This window comes from Nocardia sp. NBC_01377 (assembly GCF_045040005.1).
Taxonomy (GTDB): Bacteria; Actinomycetota; Actinomycetes; order Mycobacteriales; family Mycobacteriaceae; genus Nocardia; species Nocardia noduli.
Window position 1 is genome coordinate 147,905 of sequence record NZ_CP109567.1, and the last position, 20,663, is coordinate 168,567.

Consider the following 20,663-nt stretch of genomic DNA (forward strand, 5'->3'; position numbering starts at 1 on the left):
GAGAAACATTCTTCTGCGATTGTTCGGATCGCTGATGTGCAGGTAAATGAGACAAAAGGATCGGGCTTCTCCGTCCGTAGCGTGGACAGTGCTGACACCGTTTACTCCACGCCATTTTATCGGCTAGTATCGAGGTCGGCTATCGACCAAAGAATGGATGCGGAGTCCCCCTACTTGAATGGCACAGCTCTGGTTGTGCACATTCTTGCGAAAGGGGGCCTTCGCATATCCCACTGTCTGCACATCGAATCATGAAAGGGTTACCGCCCACATGACCAACAATTACGACCCCGCACGGCCAGCACCACAGGACCCGCTCTCGGCCGGGCTCACTCTGTTCGCCGGGGCGGCCCAGTGCGCGCAGATCTGCGACAATCTCGGCATCGCCCCAGCTCCTTCGGCATTTATGCTGCTGGCAGTGGGGATGGCGTACGGTGCCGCCGCAGTTCTCGCGACACTGCCGCACTCCTGGCGATAGCTACGAACCGCCCGTCCGCAGCCGGTCATGCTGCGGTCACGCTGGCCCCGTGTCGCTGTGTACAGCAATACGGGGCCTTTCTGGTTGCAATAGCCTGTCGCCGTAACGTCACCACGCTGTTCCAGCCGAATTGCCACGACACCACCGATCCGCTAGGAATGTTCGTTAACGATTATAGGACCGTCACCGCGACGTTTTATGAATCTTACAACAAGACCAATCTCCTATGCCACAAAGGAGGTATCCAAAATGGCACAGAAAATTGCGTATCTAATTCGGCAACACAAATCGCACACGGAAACACACAAAAAATTGGGCACCGATCCACCACGAACCGCCACCACTGAAACGCGGCAGTGAGTCAATCCTCGATTCCAATACGCTTGCGCGGACGAGTCGCGCTCCGAATCCACCGCGAAACCAACGGTCGTCGTCCGGGCAGGACGACGTTATAGGCGGCGAAATCGGCGAATGCGTCCGAGCCTCGGGGGCGATCCATCACGGAGATCCCACGACCAAAGACCTACCCGTTGAAACGTCACGTGATAGACACAGGGCGGATGCGACCCCTGGACCCGGACGGAGGGGCGGTGACAGCGTGGGCGCACCGCGCCCAGACGCGGCGACGGATTGTTGACCACCAACTGCCGGTTCCTGCGGCCCACTACGGATCGATGAACCCATGAGTCGTGCAGGTAAATCGATTGGGACCGTGGGCTTCTCGATTCTCGGATGGTCCTGTCGGTGGCGTGGACGATACTCGGCGCACAAATCGCTCGAAGTCGATAGCAGGGGGAAACATGGTGGTCAGACGGGACGAGCGCGGCGTGTTCGGGCGCACTTGGACGACGGCCGGTTCGTGCGGGGATGGGCACCGACGATTGCGCAGATGTCGGTAGTCCTGCGTCGCTACGGCACCACCGAAAGCCAGTTGGCGGGTCCTGAAGTTTCGACGACAGCCGTCGAAAGGCTGGATCGCGTTCGGGCATGCAGTCTCGACGACGGCTCCGCACAATGGGATCAGCGACTGCGCGCGGCCGCCGACGCACCACAACGCGAGGCGCTGCGAGAGGTGTTGTCGCAGTTGCGGTCCCGGATACCAACTGACCCTGTGCTGCGTCGTTCCCGGTTGGCCGAGCACACCGAGGCCGCGAACCGGGCGGCTCCGCAGGTCAAGCCGGTGGCGGTATTCCACGGTGGTGCCGCGGTGCGCTGCCACCATGGCCCCGACTGGGAGGCAGTATCGGAATGCCTGCAATGGGTGGATCCGCGGGCGGTGCTGGCGACACCGGACCGGGAATGGGGCGCACTCGATCGGGCGGAGCGTCACCGGCGGTCGCTGGATTCCTTCTTGGTGTCTTTGGCGGCAGCCGGCAGTAAGGCCGCGTTGCAGACGTGGATCGATGAGTTCGTGATCGGCCGGTTGACCCAGCCGGTGGTCGGCGACGACGATTTCGATCGAATCGCCACCCGACCCCATTTCCGATCTCGATCTCGATTTCTGTCCTGTCGCCGTCGACTTCGATCTCGAGTTCCCATTCGACGCGCGCCAGCTCGCTCGAACCGCCGTCGACCGCTGCGGCCGACGATCCGGCGGAAAGGTGCCGGCACAAGTAGCGTGCTGCTCACCCGGTGGGGGGCACCCACTCGCCTGCGGCTTGCTCAGCGCGGATGGCCTAGTACTGCAACTGCACTCGCCTGGTTGATTGCTGGTAGACCTGTCGGGTGGTGTTGGATCATGCTGTGGCCGAGCTGGATTCGTTGATGAAAAGGATCGAGGGACGGTTCACCCGCGCTGAGCCGCGAGGGCGGGCGGGCGAGTATGTGTCGGGACTGACCGCGGGTCTGGAACGCAAGAATGGGTGGACGCTGGCTGAACGCGCTGGTGAAAGCACTCCGGACGGGATGCAGCGGCTGTTGCGTGCTGCCGATTGGGACGTCGATGGGGTACGTGATGATGTGCGTGACTACGTGGTCGAGCACCTCGGTGATCCCGCTGCGGTGCTGGCTGGTGATGAGACCGGTTTCCTGAAGAAGGGCCTCAAATCCGCAGGCGTGCAACGCCAGTACTCCGGCACCGCCGGACGGACCGAGAACTGCCAGATCGGGGTGTTCCTGGCGTATGCGTCTCGCCACGGGCACGCGTTGATCGACCGGGAACTCTATGTTCCCGAGTCCTGGACCGCCGATCGGGCGCGTTGTCGTGACGCGGGGATGCCCGAGGATGTCGAGTTCGCGACCAAGCCTCGGCAGATGATCGCCATGCTCGAACGCGCGCTGGTGGCGGAGGTGCCGTTTGCGTGGTTCACCGCTGATGAAGCCTACGGCCAGGCCGGTTACCTGCGCGATTGGTGTGAAGACCACGACGTGTTCTACGTGATGGCCACCCGCTGCGACCAGCGGGTGAGCACCCGCGCCGACCGTGTCGCCCGCGCTGATGATCTGGTCGCGGAGTTCGGTGAGCGCACCTGGCAGCGGCTTTCGGTCGGTGCCGGCGCGCACGGGCCGCGCGAATACGACTGGGCGCGCCGCCAGATCGATGGCACCTGGAAAACCGGACGCGGGCACTGGCTACTGGCCCGGCGGGCGTTGACTCCGAACAGCAAAGGAGAACTCGAGATCGCCTACTACCTCTGCTATGGCCCGGCCGCCACCAGACTGGTCGATCTGGCCTGGACCGCGGGGTCGAGATGGCATGTGGAAGAGGCATTTCAGCAGGCCAAAGGCGAGGCCGGGCTCGACCATTACCAGGTCCGCAAATGGCGGGCCTGGTATGCCCACGTCACCTTGTCGATGCTCGCCCTGGCCTGGCTGGCCGCCACGAGAACCATTGTGGCAAAGGGGGACTCGACGACGGCGACGAAGGCATGATCGCTTTCACGCTACCGGAGATCCGCCGTTTGCTCATCGCATTCGTGCTCACCCCACGCCATGGGGCCGGCCACATCTGGGCCTGGTCACGCTGGCGACGACGCCGACAACATCAAGCCCGACTATCGCACTACCGACGCCGAGGCCACCCACTCACCTGAGTGCAGTTGCAGTACTAGGCCGTGTTTTGAAGGTGGTGAGGTCCGGGTAACCCTGCACGGCGTTCGTTGCCAGCGGAATAGACACCCCGACAAGGGAATTCAGCGCAGACCGGACTAGGTTGGCGGGCGATCCGGTCCGGTGACCCGGGGGGAGTCACAGGCGGCCAGTTTTTGCCGCCGAGCCCGGTTCGGGTTACGATTCCGACCGTAACTCCATATCCCGTGTCCGAGAACGACGTCGCAGATGGACGCGAGGCCCTGGTCGAACCAGGGAGGAGCTGGCGACTGGTATTCCTATGCCCATCACCACTCATGGAGTTATCATGCCGTTCACTCAGGCCGAGATCGCCTATCTGTCCGCTCAGCGTATCGGCCGCCTCGCCACCGTGCAGCCTTCGGGCACCCTGCAGGTCAGTCCGGTCTGTTACCGATTCGACCCGGATACCGGCCGCTTCGATATCGCCGGGATGAACATGGCCGCCAGCCGGAAATATCGCAATATCGTGGCCAATGGACGGGTGGCCTTCGTCGTCGACGACCTCACCTCGATCGATCCGTGGCGGGTGCGGTGCGTCGAGATCCGCGGGCACGCCGAGGCGATCACCGTGCCCGCCTCGCCAGGCGACCGGCGCGGCGGAGACATTATTCGCATTCATCCGGAACGCATCATCAGCTTCGGCATCGATGACGACCGTGCACCGGATCAGCTCACCGTCCATGTTCGCAACGCGGCTGATTCCGCGCCATAACCGGAAGCCCTGGATCCGCGGGGCCCCGGTCCGGCACGCTGTGCGCCGACAGCGGCGCGGCTAGGCAGTGTATTGAATGTGGTTGACGGCGGGCGGGTGCCCGCCCTCAGTCGTCGCGGGGGCAGCGCGGGTAGGTTCAGCTCTTCGGGCACGGGCGTGGCCTTCTGGGTCGTGGGCACCGCCTCGCGCGGCCCCGTCCGCTGTGGGACGGGGCGAGATGCAGGGGTGCCGCCTCGACAGATAGCCAGTCTCCCACGGTCTGATGGTGGTCGGACCGCTCGGCGACGTAGTGTTTGAGAGTGCGGAATTCGCTTCGTCAGATCCCTGCCCGGGTGGCGCTACTGCTGCTCACCTTGGGGATCGTCAGTGCCGGGCTGGGGCTGACTATCGGAGCACTTGCCGGTGGGCTCTTGTTCGGGCGCGGTAGCGTTGGTGCTGTGCTCACCACCATAGCCGGGGTTTTGGCGACTACTGCGGCTGCTGGTCTGTGGGTTCGCCTTCCGGGGAAGCGTTGAGCTCGGGGGGCGCAGTGGAACCGGTTGGGATCAGCGCTGGTAGGCGTTTGAAGAGCAAGCGGCCCCGATACAGTGCGATACATGTCGTGGTCACGGCACCGATCGTGCCGAGCCCCGCTGCCGCGCGCGGTGTCATCCCGGCGACATAGATGGCCGTTCCTAGCCCCACCCCGACCGCCAAGCACCCGATGAGCGCTAGCGCCGCAGCTATCAGGATCGTTGATCGAACGAAACCCAGCAGCTCGAGATAGCGATCCATAGTGGGATCATCGGCGGTAGCTCGCGTCAGTTGGCGATCTACAGAATCCAGCACGTCTTTCGGTGCGCGCGATACACGGGGCGCGATCGGTCGAGTACCAGGCGGATGCTGATCGTTCGGCTGGCCGGAGGTCACGATGGTGTCCTCACCATCACGGCGGCGGTCAGTAACCGATGGAGTCCGTCGGGCCCGATCACCTCGACAGACGGATGAAATACAGTTAGGGCACCTGCGGAAATACGTAGCGTTTCACGGCGATTCATCCTCGTCCGTTCCTTTCCCTCCAGGTCGAGTGAGGGAAAGTGGACGGTCCTCAGCTCGACCAGTCCATGACTGGTGAACCAAGGTCCGTCCTCCGGTACGGCGGAACTTGTTTGGGATGGCCCATCCCGAATGTTGCCTGCGAAGCACCAACGCTCTATCTCGGTGTGGGCAGATACGTGACCTACTCGCTCAGTGTTACCTAAGCGGGCGGGTCTGTGCGTAGACCGGCAAACGCACTGCACCTGCGATTGATGCCCATTATACAGAAGTGCCAAGGTTCGGATGGGCATCCGAAATGCATTTGGTGCGTCATGTGCAAGTTTGGACACGAGGCGACGAACTAACCGCCATGGGCATGGCGCTTGTCGAGGTCGGAGAGAGGGGCTAATTCGTCACTGTGGCATCGAATGTCGAACGCTTCCAAGGCCATGCGCTCCGGCGATATATCCGAGAACGAGCTACCTGCCTCGCTCGCGCAACAGCCGCCATCCCTGGGCGCACATGTGGAAGGCCGTCATATAGGGGTTTGCCAGCGAAGCGTAGGTCCCTCCGAGGGTGAAGGTGGAGATCCCGTTGCCGTCGGCGGAACCTGCCTGGTCCATTCCGGGCCCGCCGAATGCCTGCCAGCTGAAGCCATGCGCTGCACCGGATCCTGCCCGCCACTCGGACACGGCGCTCAGCACGAGTTCCTCACCGTTGGGCCGTGCACCAAAGACATCGCGGGCGGCCTCCCTGACCATGGCGGTATTGGCAAACTTGCCCGTCTCGCCGAGCGCTGCCCGCTTGGCCTCAATCTCCTGCTTGCGTGTGTTCACCAGCGCGAATACCGCTTCGGTGTTCGCGCGTAGCTCCTCGTCGCCCTCCGGATGCTTGAGCAACTCCCTCAGGTACTGATGGTGCCAGCGAATCAGGTCCTGGATCAACATGTGGTGGCGGCGCAGACGATCGTCCTTGGCGGCGGGCGCGAGCAGCCACACCGCCTGCGCGGCGCCCAACAACGCGGTCCGGCACAGCGTGGACTGGGCGTAAGGGAACAGATTGGGCAATCCCGCTTCGGGCTCCAGGTGGACCCGGACCGCCTGCAGGTGGTCGGTCGCGACAGCCAAACCGCGGCGCGCGGTCTCCGACAACGGCTCCCACGGCCAGTCGAGGTCATCGCCACGCAATTCACTGCCCGAGCCGGGCACGAACGGGGATGCGGCCTTGCGCCACCGGTCGAGATGGTCGAAGGTGTCCCGGATGATCTTCTGGTAGTCGATGATGTCGGTGGCCATGGCCGTGATTTTAAGCCGCGCATACGTGGCAGTCCTCCGAGTTTCGCGCGGCCTCGCCCTGCCAGCCCTCGGTCTGTACTTCACCGCCGTCAGCGCCTATGCCGAACTCGCCGCCCAATCGAGGTTAGACCGATCGGCACGCTCCGCGCCAGGGACGCTGTAGTCAATCCGGCGGAATGGATTGTCCGCTTGGCTGGTGTGGGTAGTCGAGATCTGCGCTGCGTGCAAGTAGTTCGTCGGTTTCGCGGTCGAGGCGGGCGAAGAGCTCATCGAGGTCGGCGTCAAGGGCATGAGCGCGGTGGCGTGCGGCGATGCCGCGTTCGTAGTATCCGGGGTCGAGTTGAATGTCGGGTTCGAGATCGGCTGTTTGGGGCTTCGCGGCAACTGGTGGCTTCGGGCGGCGTCTGGTGGGTGCGTGGCCGCGGTGGTGGGCGGCGGCGAGGCTAGCGAGGTGGCCGGGGGTTAAGGCGGCGAGGCGGCCAGGTAGCGCGAGAGGTGTTCCACGCCAATCGAATCCGGTCAGGACCGGGAAGTCGCGGTGGTCGGGGTGCAGGGCTGCTTGATGGGTGGGTGCATCGCGGGTGAGGTGGTGTTCGAGTAGCACGGGCGCGCTGCCGTGCGGGAGGTGGATCAGGACCGCGGTCCAGCGGCGCATGACCTGGACCGGGCAACGGTGTTCGTCGCCGGTAGCCCTCAGCGTGAGTAGTGGTTGAGCGCCGATCCTGTGCCTCATCGCACTGTCAGTTGCTGCCGCACGGATATCGACGCCGTCATCGCCTCCTCCGGACGTCGAGCGGTTCGCGGCCGGCGCGGTCACCGTGCCGAGGTGACCGCGGGCGAGGGCACGAGCGGACATCGCATCGGTCGTCGGCATTCGAGCGGAGTCCTTCGTCTGGACGACACGTCCCGTGCGAACCACGTGGAGCCTACGGGGGGCAGGTGTCGACGGGGGTGGTGCCGGGTAGTGCGCGGCGCCATTCGTCGGGGGTGATGGGTGTGGCGCCGTTGGCGCAGATCCGGCTGGCCAGGGTTTGGGCGTCGGTGTTCCAGTGGCGCAGTGTCGCGTCGGTGGCGGATTCGGTGAGTGTCTGTCCGGTGGAGTCGAAGGACAGCATGGCGGGTTTCCAGTGGATCGGTGCGCGCGCGAGAGTGGCGTAGCTCGAAGGGTGATCGGGGTCGGTGAGGTCCCACAGGTGCAGGCTGGTGGTGGTCGAGGCAGCCAGGCGGGTACCGGAGTCGTCGAAGGCCACAGCGTTGACGGCATCGAGTCCGCCTCCTGGGAGCGCGATTTCGCGGGCGGCGGGGCGGGCGGTGGTGTCGTAGACGTGCAGGCCCGCGCGTACTCCGACGGCGAGGATGGCTTCGGGGTTCAGGGCCAGGGTCATGGTTTCGCCGCGGGCGTCGATCGGGGGCAGGTCGATGCTCGGGGGTGCGCTAGAGCTGGTTCGCAGGTCGTAGACGCGCACGACGCCGGTGAGGTAGCTACCCACGGCCAGGGTGTGGCCGTCAGGGCTGTAGGCGAGGCTGGTGGGATATCCGCGCCCGAAGCGCAGGGTCGCCCGTTGTACCGGTTCGCCGGGGCCGGTGGCGTCCCAGAGTTCGACGGTGGAGGTGAGTCCACGCCCGATGGCCAAGGTGTTGTCGGAAGCGAACACGATGGCCGCGACGTCGACACCCGCCGAGGGCAGCGGTGGGCCGAGCGGGCGCGCGAGGGTGGGGTCGGTGGTGTCCCACAGTTGGATGGCATGCGCGGTGCGGGTGGCGGCTCGGCGGTTGTCCGGTGAGGTCGCGACGACGTCGATGAACCCTTCGGGGTCTCCGGTGGTCGGTTCGGGCGCGGCGAGGCCGGCACGTGGCAGGGGCAGTGCGGGGACGTCGAGGCCCGGGGGTGGGGTGTGTCGGTGGGGGAAGCGGTAGAGGGTCAGCGGCGTGGTGGGGGTGAGCGCCGCCCAGGGGCGGTGTAACTGGATGGATCGGTCGAGGCTACTGGTGAGCAGGGCCGCTCCAGTGATGAGTGCTCGTGCCGGTGTCGCGACTCGCACGGTCGTGGTGGTGGCCCCGGTGTCGAGATCGACGACGCGCACCGTGGAGTCGGCGCCGACGATCGCGGCGCGGCGGGCGTCGCCGTCGAGGGAGATGTCGAGGAAGTCGGCGCCGGGTCTGTCCAGCCCGGGTAGCGGGTCCATCGTGGCGGTGGGGGTGAGTCGCCAGCGCAGGATCGCGCCGGGGTTGAGGCCGAGGGCGAGAACGGTTCCGGCGGTGTCGAATTGCAGGGTGCGGGCCTGTGCTCCGTCGGGACGTTCGACCCTCAGGTCGGTGACCGGGGCGGGGTCGAGGGTGGTGGTGTCCCAGGTTCGCAGGGTCGTGGTCCAGGTGCCGGTCAGGGCCGAGGGCACCGCGGCGGCCAGGGCGCGGTCGGACAGGGCCACGCTCGTGCGTTGTCCCGCCGCGACGGTCAGCGTCGGGAAAGCAGGGATGAGGCTGTCGGTATCGGTGTCGGTGCGGGTCCAGGTGAAGATGTGGCCGTCGCGGGTGCCCAGGGCAATCATTCGCGTGTCGGGGCTGATCGCGACGCTCCACGGTGGTCGCCGATCCGCGGGCAGGGTCGCCGCGCGTCGGGGTGTGGCGGCGAGGTCCCAGAGTGCGGATTCTCGGTCGCCGGCGACGACGAGCCACCGCCGGTCGGCGCTCAGGGCCAGCGCGCGGATCGTGCCACTGTCGGTGCGTATCGGGGGCAGGCGTCGGATCGCGCCGTCGGCGACACTCACCAGGTGGACGAGGCCGTCGTGGCCGCCGACGGCGAGGAACCTCCCGTCGGGGGTCGCCGCGAGGCGGGGCGCGTCGTCGAGGGAGACCGGGCCGAAGCCGGTGGCGGGGGTGATTCTGAGCGGCGCCCCCGCGCTGGTTTCGAGCAGGGCCGAGCGGGCGTCGGGGGTGGGGGCGAGGCGGTAGGCGGCCAGGGCGATCTGTTGGGCCAGTGCGGGATCGGCGGCGGCGCTGGTGCGGGCGATGTTGGCATACAGTCGCGACGTCGACTCGACACGGGCCGCGACGTCGTCGAGGCGTTGACCGATCACGTGGGTGATCGAGAGGACGGTCACCAGGACGGTGAGCATCGCCACGACCGTCACCGTCCAGGGGGCCGGGTTGAAGCGGGTGCGGGCACGGGCGACGGCTTCGGTCACGTCGTGTGCGTCGTGGATGTGGTCGCCGTATTCCTGGGGCGCCTGCTCTCGGGCGGTGGCGTGGGCGTCGGAGGCGACGATGACACGCAGGGAATGCTGTTGAGCGGCGGCGAGTTTCGCCCGGTACCCGTGAACGGGGGTCAGGGTGGCACCGGTCAGTCCGGCGGTGATCGCGCACATCGGGTCCAGCCGTCGAGGGCGCAGGGGGCGCAGCAGGCGGTGTCGGGGAGCGAGGTCGTCGAGGGCGACGGCGAAGGCCGCGGTCATCGACGCGCCGTCGATGTCGTTGGCCGGGGCGTTGCCGTCCAGGGTCACCGACCACAGCACGCAGGCGTCGGTGTCGGCGAGTCTGCTGATCGACCAGGCGTGGCGGACCGAGTCGACGAACACGGTGTCGGCGTGCAGGAACCCCATGCGGGCCGGGTCGGGATGCAGGCCGCTGGGACCGTCTCGTAGTTGTCGCAGCCACAGGGTGCCGACCTCCCCGACACCGAGGTGGTTGACGAACAGCACACGGATACGGGTGCAGCGCACGGTGGGCGGACGCAGTCCGGCGAGTTCGAGGGCAGCCATGATGGCGTAGCCACGGCCGGCTCGCCCGCCCAGGCCCAGCAGGTGCAGGATCAGGTCGCGCAGCGGCGCGGTGTGGCCGGTCAGCGGGGTTCCCGCCGGCAGCAGTTGTGTTCCGGCCGAACGCAACCCGGCCGCTTCGGCGTGGTCGAGGAAGACCCGCGCGCCCTGTTCGACATCGACGATGCCGGTGAGCGCGCCGGCCAGGACGGCGATCGCCCGCGCCGCGGACAGGTCCGCCGACACCCGCCGCCCGTCGGCGACCTCCCCGGGATCGTCGGTCTCTTCCTCGAGCAGTTGATCATCGCTCTCGATGTTCTTCCACCGGGCCAGGGACTGGCGCGCCAACACCAACGTCTCGGGTCCGGGCTCGAGCAGCACGGCGGTGGCATCCGGTCCGGCGGCGACCGCGGCCACGCACCGCCCCAACCACGCTTGAGCTGCCCCGGTCAGCTCCTCGAGTACGAGATCATCACCGCCGGCGGTCATCTCAGCACCCCCGCGCTCGACGCGCTATCCTCGACCCCGCCACGAGTCCGTACCGAATCGACAGCGCCACCGAGGTTTCCGGCGCCGCCGGGTGCGGCGTGTGGTCCGTGACCGCGCGCGCATCGAGGACCCAGGTGAGACGACTCCTTCTCCGACATCCCCACACGATGGCCGTACCCGCGGCGCTGGCCGGCCTGGCGTTGTGGGCGGTGACCGGATGCTCGGCCCCGACACAACCGTCGGAATCCGCGACCACCGACACCTCGACCGCAACCACGACCGGTGTGACGTCGGCTGTTCCGGGGCCCGAGGAGGTGACCGGACTGCTGGCGATGATGATCGATCCCGCGGTCCCGAACACCGAGAAGGTCGGCAAGGTCGAGCACGGCGAACTCGATCCCGGCCTGCCCAACCGGATGGCCGAGGCCACCCGCCAGGGCGGCACCACCATGACGATCACGATCACCGACACCAGGACCGAAGCGCCGGGCATGGTCGCCCACGGCACCTGGACGATCAACAATTCCCAACCCCTGCCGATCATCGTCAATTTCGTTGCCGTGGACGGCACTTGGAAGATCGAGAGGCAATGGTACTGCCAGATCGCCTACTCGTTCATGGTGACCTCCACCGCCTGCCCCATCTGACACACCGACCCGTCCCCCCTATCCGAGTCCGGCGAGGATCGCGGCCCGGACCGGATCCCCCTCGGGCAGTCCCTTCGCGACCCGCCGCCAGGCGTTGCGTCCCGCGGTCGCCGACCCCCGCACCGCCTCGGTCACCATCCGCGCCTGACCGGCCTCGAGGCCCTCGGCGGCGAACACCGAGATCCGCAGATCATGGGTCATACCGATCGACCCGGTGACCACCTGCCCGGCCACGTTGTCGTGTTCGTCACGATACAACACCACCAACACCTCACAACCGTTCGCGTCGTCATCGACGGCCACCCGCACCACATCACCGGGTACCGCCCATCCGGCGAACGAACGCACCGTCAACCGTGTCGCCTGCCCGGCGCTCACCGTGCGGGTGAACTCCACCCCCACCTCCCGGTCGGTCCTGGCCTGCACCACAGGGTTGTCCTTCGACGCCGCAGCACGGACCTGCACCGCCCAACCCGGTATCCGCAGCACCGCGGAACCCTCGGCCCGCGACACCGCACCCGACTGCCGAGCCCATCGTGTGGCGACCCGCCGCGCCAGGCGAGCGCCGACGTCATCGACATCGACCGGTTCGGATTCCTCGAGCAACGCCAGCAGCACCTCGGCGTCGTCGACGGGCAACCACACACCTGCTGCCACGCGGTCGTGTCTCATCGCTGTGCCTCCTCGATGTCAAATTCCGCATCGCTGTCGAGCGATTCACCCAACACCTGTCGCAGTTCCCTGGTCCCCACCGCGCGCAGGCGTTTGACCTTCTCGCGGCTGACTCCCAGGATCGTGGCGGCTTCGGCGGTGGTGCGGACATCGCAATAGGAACCGTCCGCGGCGATCACGAACGTCGCCTCCAACACCGCGCGTGTCTGGTGATCGGCGACCGCGCCGAGCGCCGCGACGATGACCGCGCGGCCCACCACCGCGACGCCGATATCGGCCACCGCAGGGGTGTCGGCGTCACCGACCTCCTCCCAGCCCACCCGATGGCCGGGATGGCGTTTGGCGGCCAGGCGCGCGCGGCGCTGGTGCAGGATCCGCCACCGCAACTCCTGCACCAGCACCGCGCGCCAGTGCCGGATCCGCTCGACCGGCAACGGCTCGGTCAACCCGATCAACACGTCCTGGGCGATATCCTCGAAATCCCCACGCATGTCCGGATCCAGGCGCTCGAGCAGATAACGAGCCTTGCCCGCCGCGTAACTGGCCACCACCGGCAGCGCCGCACCGAAAACATGCTCGAACACCGCCGCGTGCAACCGCGCCGGAACCTCGCTCATCGAATGACCCAACCACCGATCCAGGACATCGGCACCCATCCGCACCCCGGTCACATCCGCGACGTCGACAACGCCCACGACACCGCTCCCGTGATCGACTCACCCACGCATGCCACACCGTCGACACGGTCGCTCGCGGACACACCCGCGATCGACCACCACGACCAGCCCGCGCCCGCCAGTAAGAGCCTCGTCTGTCTCATCCCGTACCCCTTCGGCGCGGACGGTGGATCCCTGTCCTCTATGTGAAGCGGTTGGCGCCCTCGTCGGTTCGCGCGATGGCAACCGTCGACCGCACGTGTCCGACACGATCTGTGCCGCGGACCGGTGCGGGGTGGACCCGATATCGGATCATGGCGCCGGAGCGAACCGATCGGATGCGTGAACGCATCTCAGTCATTGAGCCCCCGATCACCACCCGGGCTCTCTTGGACATCGTCACCCCTCTGGAGGACATCGCAGTGAGCACGGCCCCGGTCCGGTCCGCGGAACGCTGTCAGCACCGCACCACCCATCAGCTCGACTTCCCCACTTTCACCCAGGTCATCTGCGGTGACTGCGGAACCGTCCTCAGCCAGTTCAGCAAGTAGAACCATGCGAGATCCTCTCGACCGCGTCGAGCGAACAGTGCGCCAACGCAACCTCCGACGTGCGTCGTCCCGGCGGCGCAGGCCTCCGCCGGGGGCTTGGCGGGTCCGTTGTCCATCAGTGGGTCGCGAAGGCGCTGACCTACAACGGACATGGTGGGTGACAACGGAATCGACAGTGCGGTCCGCCACTGCCGGCGCGGCGGTGAACGTCGCCGGTCAGTCGATCGCTGTCGATGTTGTTTCGGCGGTCGCGCGGGACGTGAGCGCGACGTCGCGGACCGCTGGGCCGGTGGTGTGTTTCTCGTCATCGATCGAGGCGGTGTCTGCGGTCGAGCGTCGAACGACGAGGACTGTGTGCGCCGGCGTATTCGCTCACCCGAGGATCGGGGAACGCTCATGAGGCCAGACGATGGGGCGGGTGAGGAGGGGGTCGAGCCGCCCTGGACGGTCACCGATCTCGATCGCGATCTTGCGGACAGACTGTTCACCGCCGGTGAGTTCTGGGGATTCGAGTACACGCCGCCGCGGCCGCCGATGCCGCATCCATCGGCAGGCTCGCCGCCGGATCGCCCCGTGCTACAGGTGCCGTTCTCGCTCAGGACGGCCGAGCACAGGGCTCGTGGTGCGTGGGGCTTCGCCGCGTGCGTCTTCGCTGTTTCGTGGCTGCCGATGGTCGTCGTCGGAGTCGGTGTCAATGCGGGGTTGGGCGTGCTGACGTGGCTGGGCTGTCTCGGTGTGGCGGTGGCCTATGTGGTCTGGACCTCCAACCTGCTCGGCCGCGCACGCGGTGAGTTCGCCCTCGTCCAGCGACGCGCCGACGCGATACACGACCATCACGTCGCGCGCTGGCGGGCCGCCATCGCCCATCACAACCGTTGCGAGGACGAGCGGTTCGAGACCGCGATGCGGTGGCGGCCGGTGACGCCGCGGTCCCGGACGCGACGGCTCGATGTCTTCGGTGGAACGGTCGATGGCTGGACCTCGTTGCTGGCGACCATGGGGTCCTCGGTACTGGGCACCGACGCCGGGATGCTGGTCCTGGATTTCACCGAGCACGAGGTCGCCCACGACCTGGTCAGATTCGCGGCGATCCGCGCCTGCCCGGTCACGGTCGTCGAACTGCCCATGGATACCGCTCGGATCGGGCTGCTGGCAGGGCTGTCGGCGGCCGAGGCCGCGGAGGTGATCGCCGAAGCCGCCGCCATCCGCCGCGGCCTGTCCGAGCATGCCGCCGACCTGCACGACATCGACGCCGCGCTGCTGACCAAGATCGCCGGGCGACTAGACGCGCCGCTGACGCTGACCCGCCTGGACGCCGCTGTGCGTGCGATCCGAGGCTTCTACGAAACCTCCGAGCTGGTGCTCTCGGCGCAGGAACTGCATTCACTGCGCGTCGTCACCGACAAGATCACCGCGACTCCCCGCGCCACCGAGGCGCTGGAGTCGATCGGATCTCTACTCGACCTCGTCAAGGTCGACGAATCAGCGACCACGACGCACGGCGCCGCCCAGATATGGCCCAGCGAAGGGCTGGCGGTGGTGACCACGGGATCGCCGCATCCGCGACGCAAGAACGCCTTGGACCGGATCGTGCTCGCGCGCGTGCTGCACGAATTGCGGGCGGGCCGTTCCCGTACCAACGACGTCATCGTGGTCGCGGGCGCCGACCAACTCGGGCTACCCGCTCTGGAGACACTGTCTCACTACGCATCCCGATGCGGAGTACGGCTGGTGCTGATGCTCCAGCACCTGCGCGACGACATGATCAAGCTGCTCGGCACAGGAGAAAGCTCCACCATATTGATGAGACTGGGCAACGCCACCGAAGCAGCCGCCGGCGCCGACCTGATCGGCCGCGGCCACAAGTTCGTGCTCTCGCAACAGTCCGTGCAAACCGGTCAGACCACGAGTACAGGCAGGACCGTAGGAACCACCCACGGCGACACCAGCTCGAGCAACTACTCGTCGTCGGAATCGGTCGCGGACTCGGTCAACTCCGGCACGACAGTCCAACTCATGTACATCTACACGGTCGAACCCACGACCTTGCAGAGTCTGCCGATCACCGCGTTCGTCCTCGTCGACGCCGACCAGGAATCCCGCGTCGTCGCCGCCGCCGACTCCAACCCGGGCATCGCCCTGCTCGACAAGGTCGCCGGATTCCCGCCCGGTATCACAGCCGCGGGCGGCCGCGGCGAAATCTCGCCCGCCGCCGCGCCGATCACACCGATCCCGTCCGCCGTGCCGATCACACCCACGGTCCTGCCGCCGACTTGGCCGCAAGAACAACCCACACCGCAGTACAAGCCACAGTAGGACCGCCGATGCAGATATTGGACGGTTTCGAGTTCCATCGGATGACCGCGACACCCCGACCGGTCCCGGCCGCGGGCACCCGCTCCGATGCCGAGATCGACGCGGGAATCGCCGCGCAGCTGTTCGCCGCCGTCAGCAGTGTCCACGCCCACCTGAGCCAGACCGAACCTGCCGGGGCGTTCGCCGTCGCCTGGGACCGCCCCACCCACACCCGCCAACTCCGCATCCTGGTCGGCGGAAGCCCCTACTGCCCGCTCACCGAGGGCCACGCCCTGCTGTACCCACCGGGCAGCCAGGCCGTTCCGATCGACACCGCACTGCTCCACCGGCAATGGAACACGCTGACGTGGATCCGCTGCGAAGGCCGACCCGACGCCCTGTGGACCCCAGACACCAGCCAGCCCGCAGTGCCGGGCCGCGGCGGTTTCGAGGACTACATCAACCACATCACCGGCCGATTTGCCTGGCTCGTCGTCGCCGAACCCCTCGACGCCGAAGCCCTCGAGCACGACATCATGCGCCTCGAGACCGACCTGTCCGAACAACGCGCCTCACCCAACTGGGAACCCGCCCGCCTCGCGGTCACCCGCGGCGAGAAACGCCACCGCGAACTCTCCCGCGCCCTGGCCACCGGCATCTGGAACATCCACCTGCTCGTCGGCGCCGAGAACCTACCCAACGCCCGCGCCGCCGCCGCGATCCTGTGCGCCGCCAGCGATCTCGACGGCCACCCCTACACCCTGCGCCCCGACCGCACCGGACCGGGTGCGGACCTGTCACGGGCGTGGACGGCCGCCGGTCCCGGCACCGACCGCGAGTTCGGGTCCCCGTTCGTCGCCACCGCGGAACTGCTCACCGCCCTGGCTCGACCGCCGCGCCGGGAACTCCCCGGTATCCGCGTCACCGAACCCGCGCACTTCGACGTCACCGCCGACTACGACCCCGCCGACCCCACCGACGCCGTCGCAGTCGGTGACATCCTCGACGCCACCGATCAACCCGTCGGCGAGTTCGCTGTTCCGCTGGCCACCCTGAACCGGCACACCTTCGTCGCCGGGGCCACCGGCTCCGGCAAATCCCAGACCGTCCGCCGGATCCTGGACGGCCTGCACACCGCCGAGATCCCCTGGCTGGTCATCGAACCCGCCAAAGCCGAATACGCGGGCATGGCCGGACGCATCGGCGAACCGGTCACCGTCATCCGCCCCGGCGACCCCGACGCGATTCCGGTCGGGATCAATCCCCTCCAACCCGCACCCGGGTTCCCCCTGCAAACCCACATCGACCTCACCCGGGCACTGTTCCTCGCCGCTTTCGACCCCGCCGAACCCTTCCCCCAGGTCCTGGCCCACGCCCTGAACCAGATCTACACCGACCTGGGCTGGAACCCCGTCCTGAGCGCCTCCAACCTCGACGGCATCACCCCCAAATACCCGAACCTCGGCGACCTACAACGCACCGCACTGACCGTCGTCGACGGCATCGGCTACAGCCGCGAGATCACCGACAACGTCCGCGGATTCATCGACGTCCGCATCGGCTCCCTCCGTTTGGGCACCACCGGCCGCTTCTTCGAAGGCGGCTACCCCCTCGACATCCCCGACCTGCTCACCCGCAACGCCGTCCTCGAGATCGAAGACCTCGGCAACGACTCCGACAAAGCCTTCTTCATCGGCGCCATCCTCATCCGCCTCTACGAACACCTGCGCACCCACCCCGGCGACCGCCGCCTACGCCACATCACCGTCATCGAAGAAGCCCACCGGCTCCTCAAACGCGCCGAACCCGGCACCACCGCCGCCCACGCCGTCGAACTGTTCACCTCGCTGCTCGCCGAAATCCGCGCCTACGGCGAAGGACTCATCGTCGCCGAACAGATCCCCGCCAAGATCAGCCCCGACGTCGTCAAGAACACCGCCCTGAAAATCCTGCACCGCCTCCCCGCCGCAGAAGACCGCGACACCGTCGGCGCCACCATGAACCTCGACCAGGCACAGTCCCGCCACGTCGTCTCACTCCCGCCCGGACGCGCCGCGGTCTTCGCCGACGGCATGGACCGCCCCCTGCGCATCACCGTCCCCCTGCGCGAACACCACGAAGCATCCAACCCCGCCGCGGCCACGACCCCCGCACGGTCACCGCTGACACTGCGCGACCTCGACGCCGCGCACCGCCTCGCCCGAGACCCGCGCATCATCGTGTGGATCGAACTGGTCATCATCGCCCACCTGTCCGGATACCCCCCACCACCACCCACCACCGACTGGCTCGACGAACAACTCACCCGCAGCGGCCACCCGGTCGTGCGCGCCGCCCTCGCCCACCGCATCCACGCCGGAATCGACTCCCGCTACACCGAACTCCAGCGTTACTACCAACCCGAGGCGCTCACCGACCGCCTCAACGCGGTCGTGGACGCCTGGCTACACCACGCCGCACCCCCACTCGACCCCAACCCGACTCGCTGGCAAGCGGGCAGATTCCGGTGGGTCGACATCGAGCGCACGCTCACCGCCACCCCTGCTGGCTCACCCGCGCACCCCGACACCGACAACTGGCTGGCCAGGGGCATCAACTTGCCCGGTCCCACCGCGGCAGACCAACTCGACCAAGTGCGGAAATACCCGGACACGCTGACCGACAACTCCGCCGTCACCGGCCGCGAACAGCCCTCGATCATCTCCGTGGCCATCGACCAACTCAGCACCGCCACCACGATCCTGGAGCGCCTCGGCCAAGCCACAACCCATATCCATCTCCGGGAACGGTGGCCGATCGGTGTCCTGGGGAAGCAGGAATTCGCCCCATGAGCATCGATTTCACCAAACGACTCGACGCCGCCGACACTTCCGAACCGCCACCGACCGCAACAGAGTCGACCCCACCCCGCGACACACCACAATCCACGCTCTCGCCGCACAACGACCGCCACCCCCACCGAACCCGTCACCGGACCGAGATCGATCAAGAAGCCACCGGCGGTCCCCGAGCCGCAATCGCCACCGGGCACCTACCGATCCACGAAGACCCAGAACCGGCCACCGGAGCCACCCCCGCCCCGAAAGACCGATCACCCATAATTCCGACCGCGCAACAGCACACCGAGGGTACTCACGAATCACTCACTACTCCGAGCAGGAAGCCGACCGACCCCCGCAGCCTCCGCGAACAACAAGACACCGGGGTGCTCCAAGCCCGCACTGGCCAAGATCTGCCCGAAGGGCCACCCCCAGCAACAAGCCCCGGCTCACCCACCGGTCCCGGTACCCGGAGCAGCAACCAGGAGATCTCGAACGATCACGACGGACCGGCACGACCGCCCGACGACCAAGACCCTCCACAGTCCACCGACCCTGCCGCTGGCCTCGACCGACACCCCGGCCAGAAATCGGACGATCAGCGAGATCTACCCGGCGACAGACGTGCTGTCCAGCCCAAACCCGATGCCACCCCTACAGGCATCCACCCGGACGAACACGCCGAACCAGCGCACGACCCGCCTACAGTCCCTGGCGCTTCCGCAACGAGCCCAGCTTCCCACCTTCCGGGCGGCAATCCGGAATCGGGCGAAGAACCAGAGAATCCGCTCGCGGAGCAGACCCTCTCGGCGGGACGCACACGGGCTGAGCAGCACGACGACGTGAGTCAGAGCCAGCCACGCGATGGATCCGATGATCCCGACGAGCCCGTCCCCGGACAGGACTCCACGTCTGCACAAGACGAACCTAGTCCTCCCGGCGACCCAACCGGGCACACGTCGTCCTCCACGGATACACCTGCTCTTCCCTCGATCATCGAATCCAACGAGCAGCCGCCCGTCGGGTTCGGCACAGATCACAAGGCCCAGGACGGCCCGGGGTTCAGCGACCCGATCGAGCCGCCAAACGGGGTAGATGCGCTGGCGGTCGCCAATATCGCAGAGGGGCTCGAAGCGCGCGACGATCCGATCTCGCAGGTGCTCGATTCAGGTGCCGCGGCTCAACTGCGGCTTGACCTATCGGATGCCACGGTTCCGGACAACTCGCGCGAGAACACACTGCCTGCCCTCGAAACCTCGTTCCGAGCCCTAACGGAACATCACGAAGTCTATTATTCGCCGGATATCACGTCGAGTTCCGGACTGTACATAGAACAGGTTTCCACAACTGGAGACCCTCTCGAATATGCTCCGCGTTCCGCGTACTTCGAAGCGTTCGACAATGGGGGCATCCGCCGCGAGTGGCGAAGTTATAGCGATCTCGAATCCCCGTTTCCGCCCGAACTCTCGGATGAAGATCTTTTCTATGCCTTGATGGCGGAGGACTCTTACCGAGGCGAGTCAGGGAAAGAGTTTGGCGGCTACAGCAGACTCACCGAGCCGGAAATGCGAGAGGTCGGAATTAAATCCGAATTATTCCGGAAAAGACTGATTGGATTGCGGGCAGCAGTATACGGCAACGATCAAGGCGACTTGGTGGTGGGATTCGGCGGCACCAGTGTCAGACGTATCGTCCCCAGCGTGCCCGATGTCGTGACGGATGTCCGACAAGGTATCGGCCGCGATACTCGGCAATACAATGCGGCAGCCATCATCGCCGCAGAAGTATCCAGAGCCGAGAGCAGAAGTGTGACCTACGTCGGCCACTCACTGGGTGCAGGCCTGGCTCAAACCGCGTCTATTCTGACGAAGAAGCCCGCGGTTCTGTTGAACGCGGCAGGCATACACGACAATACGATAGCGAACGCATCGAAGAACGACCTGTTCGGAGTTGCCAAAATTCGCGAGGCGATGTCCGACGGATTCATACGCAACGTGGTAGTCGAAGGTGAGATACTGACAAGGCTACAGGAGAAAATCGCCAGACTACCGGAGTCTCTCGGAAAGAAGATAACACTGCCTCCGATCGCTGGCACGACTTCTATTCAACGCCACGGCATGGAGAGCGTCATCGCATCCATACGGCAACAGCTATCGGAACGCATAGAATATGACAACCCGAAATAGAGATCGTATCGTAAGGGACGGA

14 protein-coding genes are annotated in these 20,663 nt (G+C 66.5%); 8 read left to right on the forward strand and 6 right to left on the reverse strand.

Features of this window, described 5'->3' with window-relative positions; genetic code table 11:
- The first annotated feature begins 2,203 nt into the window (after nucleotides 1-2,203).
- Both OG225_RS41125 and OG225_RS41130 read left to right on the forward strand, forming a co-directional pair.
- Nucleotides 2,204-3,349: an IS701 family transposase gene (locus OG225_RS41125; protein ID WP_331758560.1), complete on the forward strand. Its 1,146-nt coding sequence runs from the start codon at nucleotides 2,204-2,206 to the stop codon at nucleotides 3,347-3,349.
- A gap of 484 nt (nucleotides 3,350-3,833) precedes the next feature.
- Nucleotides 3,834-4,259 carry a PPOX class F420-dependent oxidoreductase gene (locus OG225_RS41130; RefSeq protein WP_331758565.1) on the forward strand — a complete coding sequence of 142 codons (426 nt, stop codon included), beginning with the start codon at nucleotides 3,834-3,836 and terminating at the stop codon, nucleotides 4,257-4,259.
- A gap of 468 nt (nucleotides 4,260-4,727) precedes the next feature.
- Here the strand turns inward: OG225_RS41130 and OG225_RS41135 are convergent, their stop codons facing one another.
- From OG225_RS41135 to OG225_RS41150, 4 genes are all read right to left on the reverse strand, one after another.
- On the reverse strand, nucleotides 4,728-5,033 hold the full coding sequence (locus OG225_RS41135; protein ID WP_405183654.1) for a hypothetical protein: 306 nt from the start codon (nucleotides 5,031-5,033) through the stop codon (nucleotides 4,728-4,730).
- Nucleotides 5,034-5,755: 722 nt separating this feature from the next.
- The gene (locus tag OG225_RS41140) at nucleotides 5,756-6,571 is read right to left on the reverse strand and encodes a hypothetical protein (protein WP_331758571.1); all 816 of its coding nucleotides are present in this window, start codon (nucleotides 6,569-6,571) and stop codon (nucleotides 5,756-5,758) included.
- 163 nt (nucleotides 6,572-6,734) lie between these two features.
- Nucleotides 6,735-7,445: a hypothetical protein gene (locus OG225_RS41145; RefSeq protein WP_331758574.1), complete on the reverse strand. Its 711-nt coding sequence runs from the start codon at nucleotides 7,443-7,445 to the stop codon at nucleotides 6,735-6,737.
- Nucleotides 7,446-7,497: 52 nt separating this feature from the next.
- Nucleotides 7,498-10,815 (reverse strand): hypothetical protein, encoded by a 3,318-nt coding sequence (locus OG225_RS41150; protein WP_331758576.1) that lies wholly within the window; start codon nucleotides 10,813-10,815, stop codon nucleotides 7,498-7,500.
- A 167-nt stretch (nucleotides 10,816-10,982) separates the two neighbouring features.
- Between OG225_RS41150 and OG225_RS41155 the strand changes: the two genes are divergently transcribed.
- Nucleotides 10,983-11,462 (forward strand): hypothetical protein, encoded by a 480-nt coding sequence (locus OG225_RS41155; protein WP_331758579.1) that lies wholly within the window; start codon nucleotides 10,983-10,985, stop codon nucleotides 11,460-11,462.
- Between the two features lie 18 nt (nucleotides 11,463-11,480).
- On the opposite strand, the gene OG225_RS41160 is transcribed toward OG225_RS41155, so the two are convergent.
- On the reverse strand, nucleotides 11,481-12,134 hold the full coding sequence (locus OG225_RS41160) for a hypothetical protein (RefSeq protein ID WP_331758582.1): 654 nt from the start codon (nucleotides 12,132-12,134) through the stop codon (nucleotides 11,481-11,483).
- Nucleotides 12,131-12,751: a hypothetical protein gene (locus OG225_RS41165; protein ID WP_331758584.1), complete on the reverse strand. Its 621-nt coding sequence runs from the start codon at nucleotides 12,749-12,751 to the stop codon at nucleotides 12,131-12,133. Before OG225_RS41165 ends, OG225_RS41160 begins: the two co-directional genes overlap by 4 nt.
- Before the next feature lie 3 nt (nucleotides 12,752-12,754).
- On the opposite strand from OG225_RS41165, the gene OG225_RS41170 reads away from it, so the two are divergent.
- From OG225_RS41170 to OG225_RS41190, 5 genes are all read left to right on the forward strand, one after another.
- Nucleotides 12,755-13,000: a hypothetical protein gene (locus OG225_RS41170; protein ID WP_331758587.1), complete on the forward strand. Its 246-nt coding sequence runs from the start codon at nucleotides 12,755-12,757 to the stop codon at nucleotides 12,998-13,000.
- Between the two features lie 212 nt (nucleotides 13,001-13,212).
- Nucleotides 13,213-13,341, forward strand: coding sequence for a hypothetical protein (locus OG225_RS41175; RefSeq protein ID WP_405183655.1), 129 nt, complete (start codon nucleotides 13,213-13,215; stop codon nucleotides 13,339-13,341).
- Between the two features lie 396 nt (nucleotides 13,342-13,737).
- Entirely contained in the window at nucleotides 13,738-15,657 is a 1,920-nt protein-coding gene (locus tag OG225_RS41180; RefSeq protein WP_331758592.1) for a hypothetical protein, read from the forward strand.
- An 8-nt stretch (nucleotides 15,658-15,665) separates the two neighbouring features.
- Entirely contained in the window at nucleotides 15,666-18,467 is a 2,802-nt protein-coding gene (locus OG225_RS41185) for an ATP-binding protein (RefSeq protein ID WP_331758595.1), read from the forward strand.
- Between the two features lie 830 nt (nucleotides 18,468-19,297).
- A complete protein-coding gene (locus OG225_RS41190) occupies nucleotides 19,298-20,641 on the forward strand; it encodes a hypothetical protein (RefSeq protein WP_405183656.1) in 1,344 nt (447 codons plus the stop codon).
- Nucleotides 20,642-20,663: the final 22 nt, after the last annotated feature.

Bases quoted from the DNA above. Each gene is read 5' to 3' on its own strand.
- OG225_RS41130 (WP_331758565.1), top strand. From the start codon at position 3,834: ATGCCGTTCACTCAGGCCGAGATCGCCTATCTGTCCGCTCAGCGTATC.
- OG225_RS41135 (WP_405183654.1), bottom strand. From the start codon at position 5,033: ATGGATCGCTATCTCGAGCTGCTGGGTTTCGTTCGATCAACGATCCTG.
- OG225_RS41140 (WP_331758571.1), bottom strand. From the start codon at position 6,571: ATGGCCACCGACATCATCGACTACCAGAAGATCATCCGGGACACCTTC.
- OG225_RS41145 (WP_331758574.1), bottom strand. From the start codon at position 7,445: ATGCCGACGACCGATGCGATGTCCGCTCGTGCCCTCGCCCGCGGTCAC.
- OG225_RS41150 (WP_331758576.1), bottom strand. From the start codon at position 10,815: ATGACCGCCGGCGGTGATGATCTCGTACTCGAGGAGCTGACCGGGGCA.
- OG225_RS41155 (WP_331758579.1), top strand. From the start codon at position 10,983: ATGGCCGTACCCGCGGCGCTGGCCGGCCTGGCGTTGTGGGCGGTGACC.
- OG225_RS41160 (WP_331758582.1), bottom strand. From the start codon at position 12,134: ATGAGACACGACCGCGTGGCAGCAGGTGTGTGGTTGCCCGTCGACGAC.
- OG225_RS41165 (WP_331758584.1), bottom strand. From the start codon at position 12,751: ATGAGCGAGGTTCCGGCGCGGTTGCACGCGGCGGTGTTCGAGCATGTT.
- OG225_RS41170 (WP_331758587.1), top strand. From the start codon at position 12,755: ATGACCCAACCACCGATCCAGGACATCGGCACCCATCCGCACCCCGGT.
- OG225_RS41180 (WP_331758592.1), top strand. From the start codon at position 13,738: ATGAGGCCAGACGATGGGGCGGGTGAGGAGGGGGTCGAGCCGCCCTGG.
- OG225_RS41185 (WP_331758595.1), top strand. From the start codon at position 15,666: ATGCAGATATTGGACGGTTTCGAGTTCCATCGGATGACCGCGACACCC.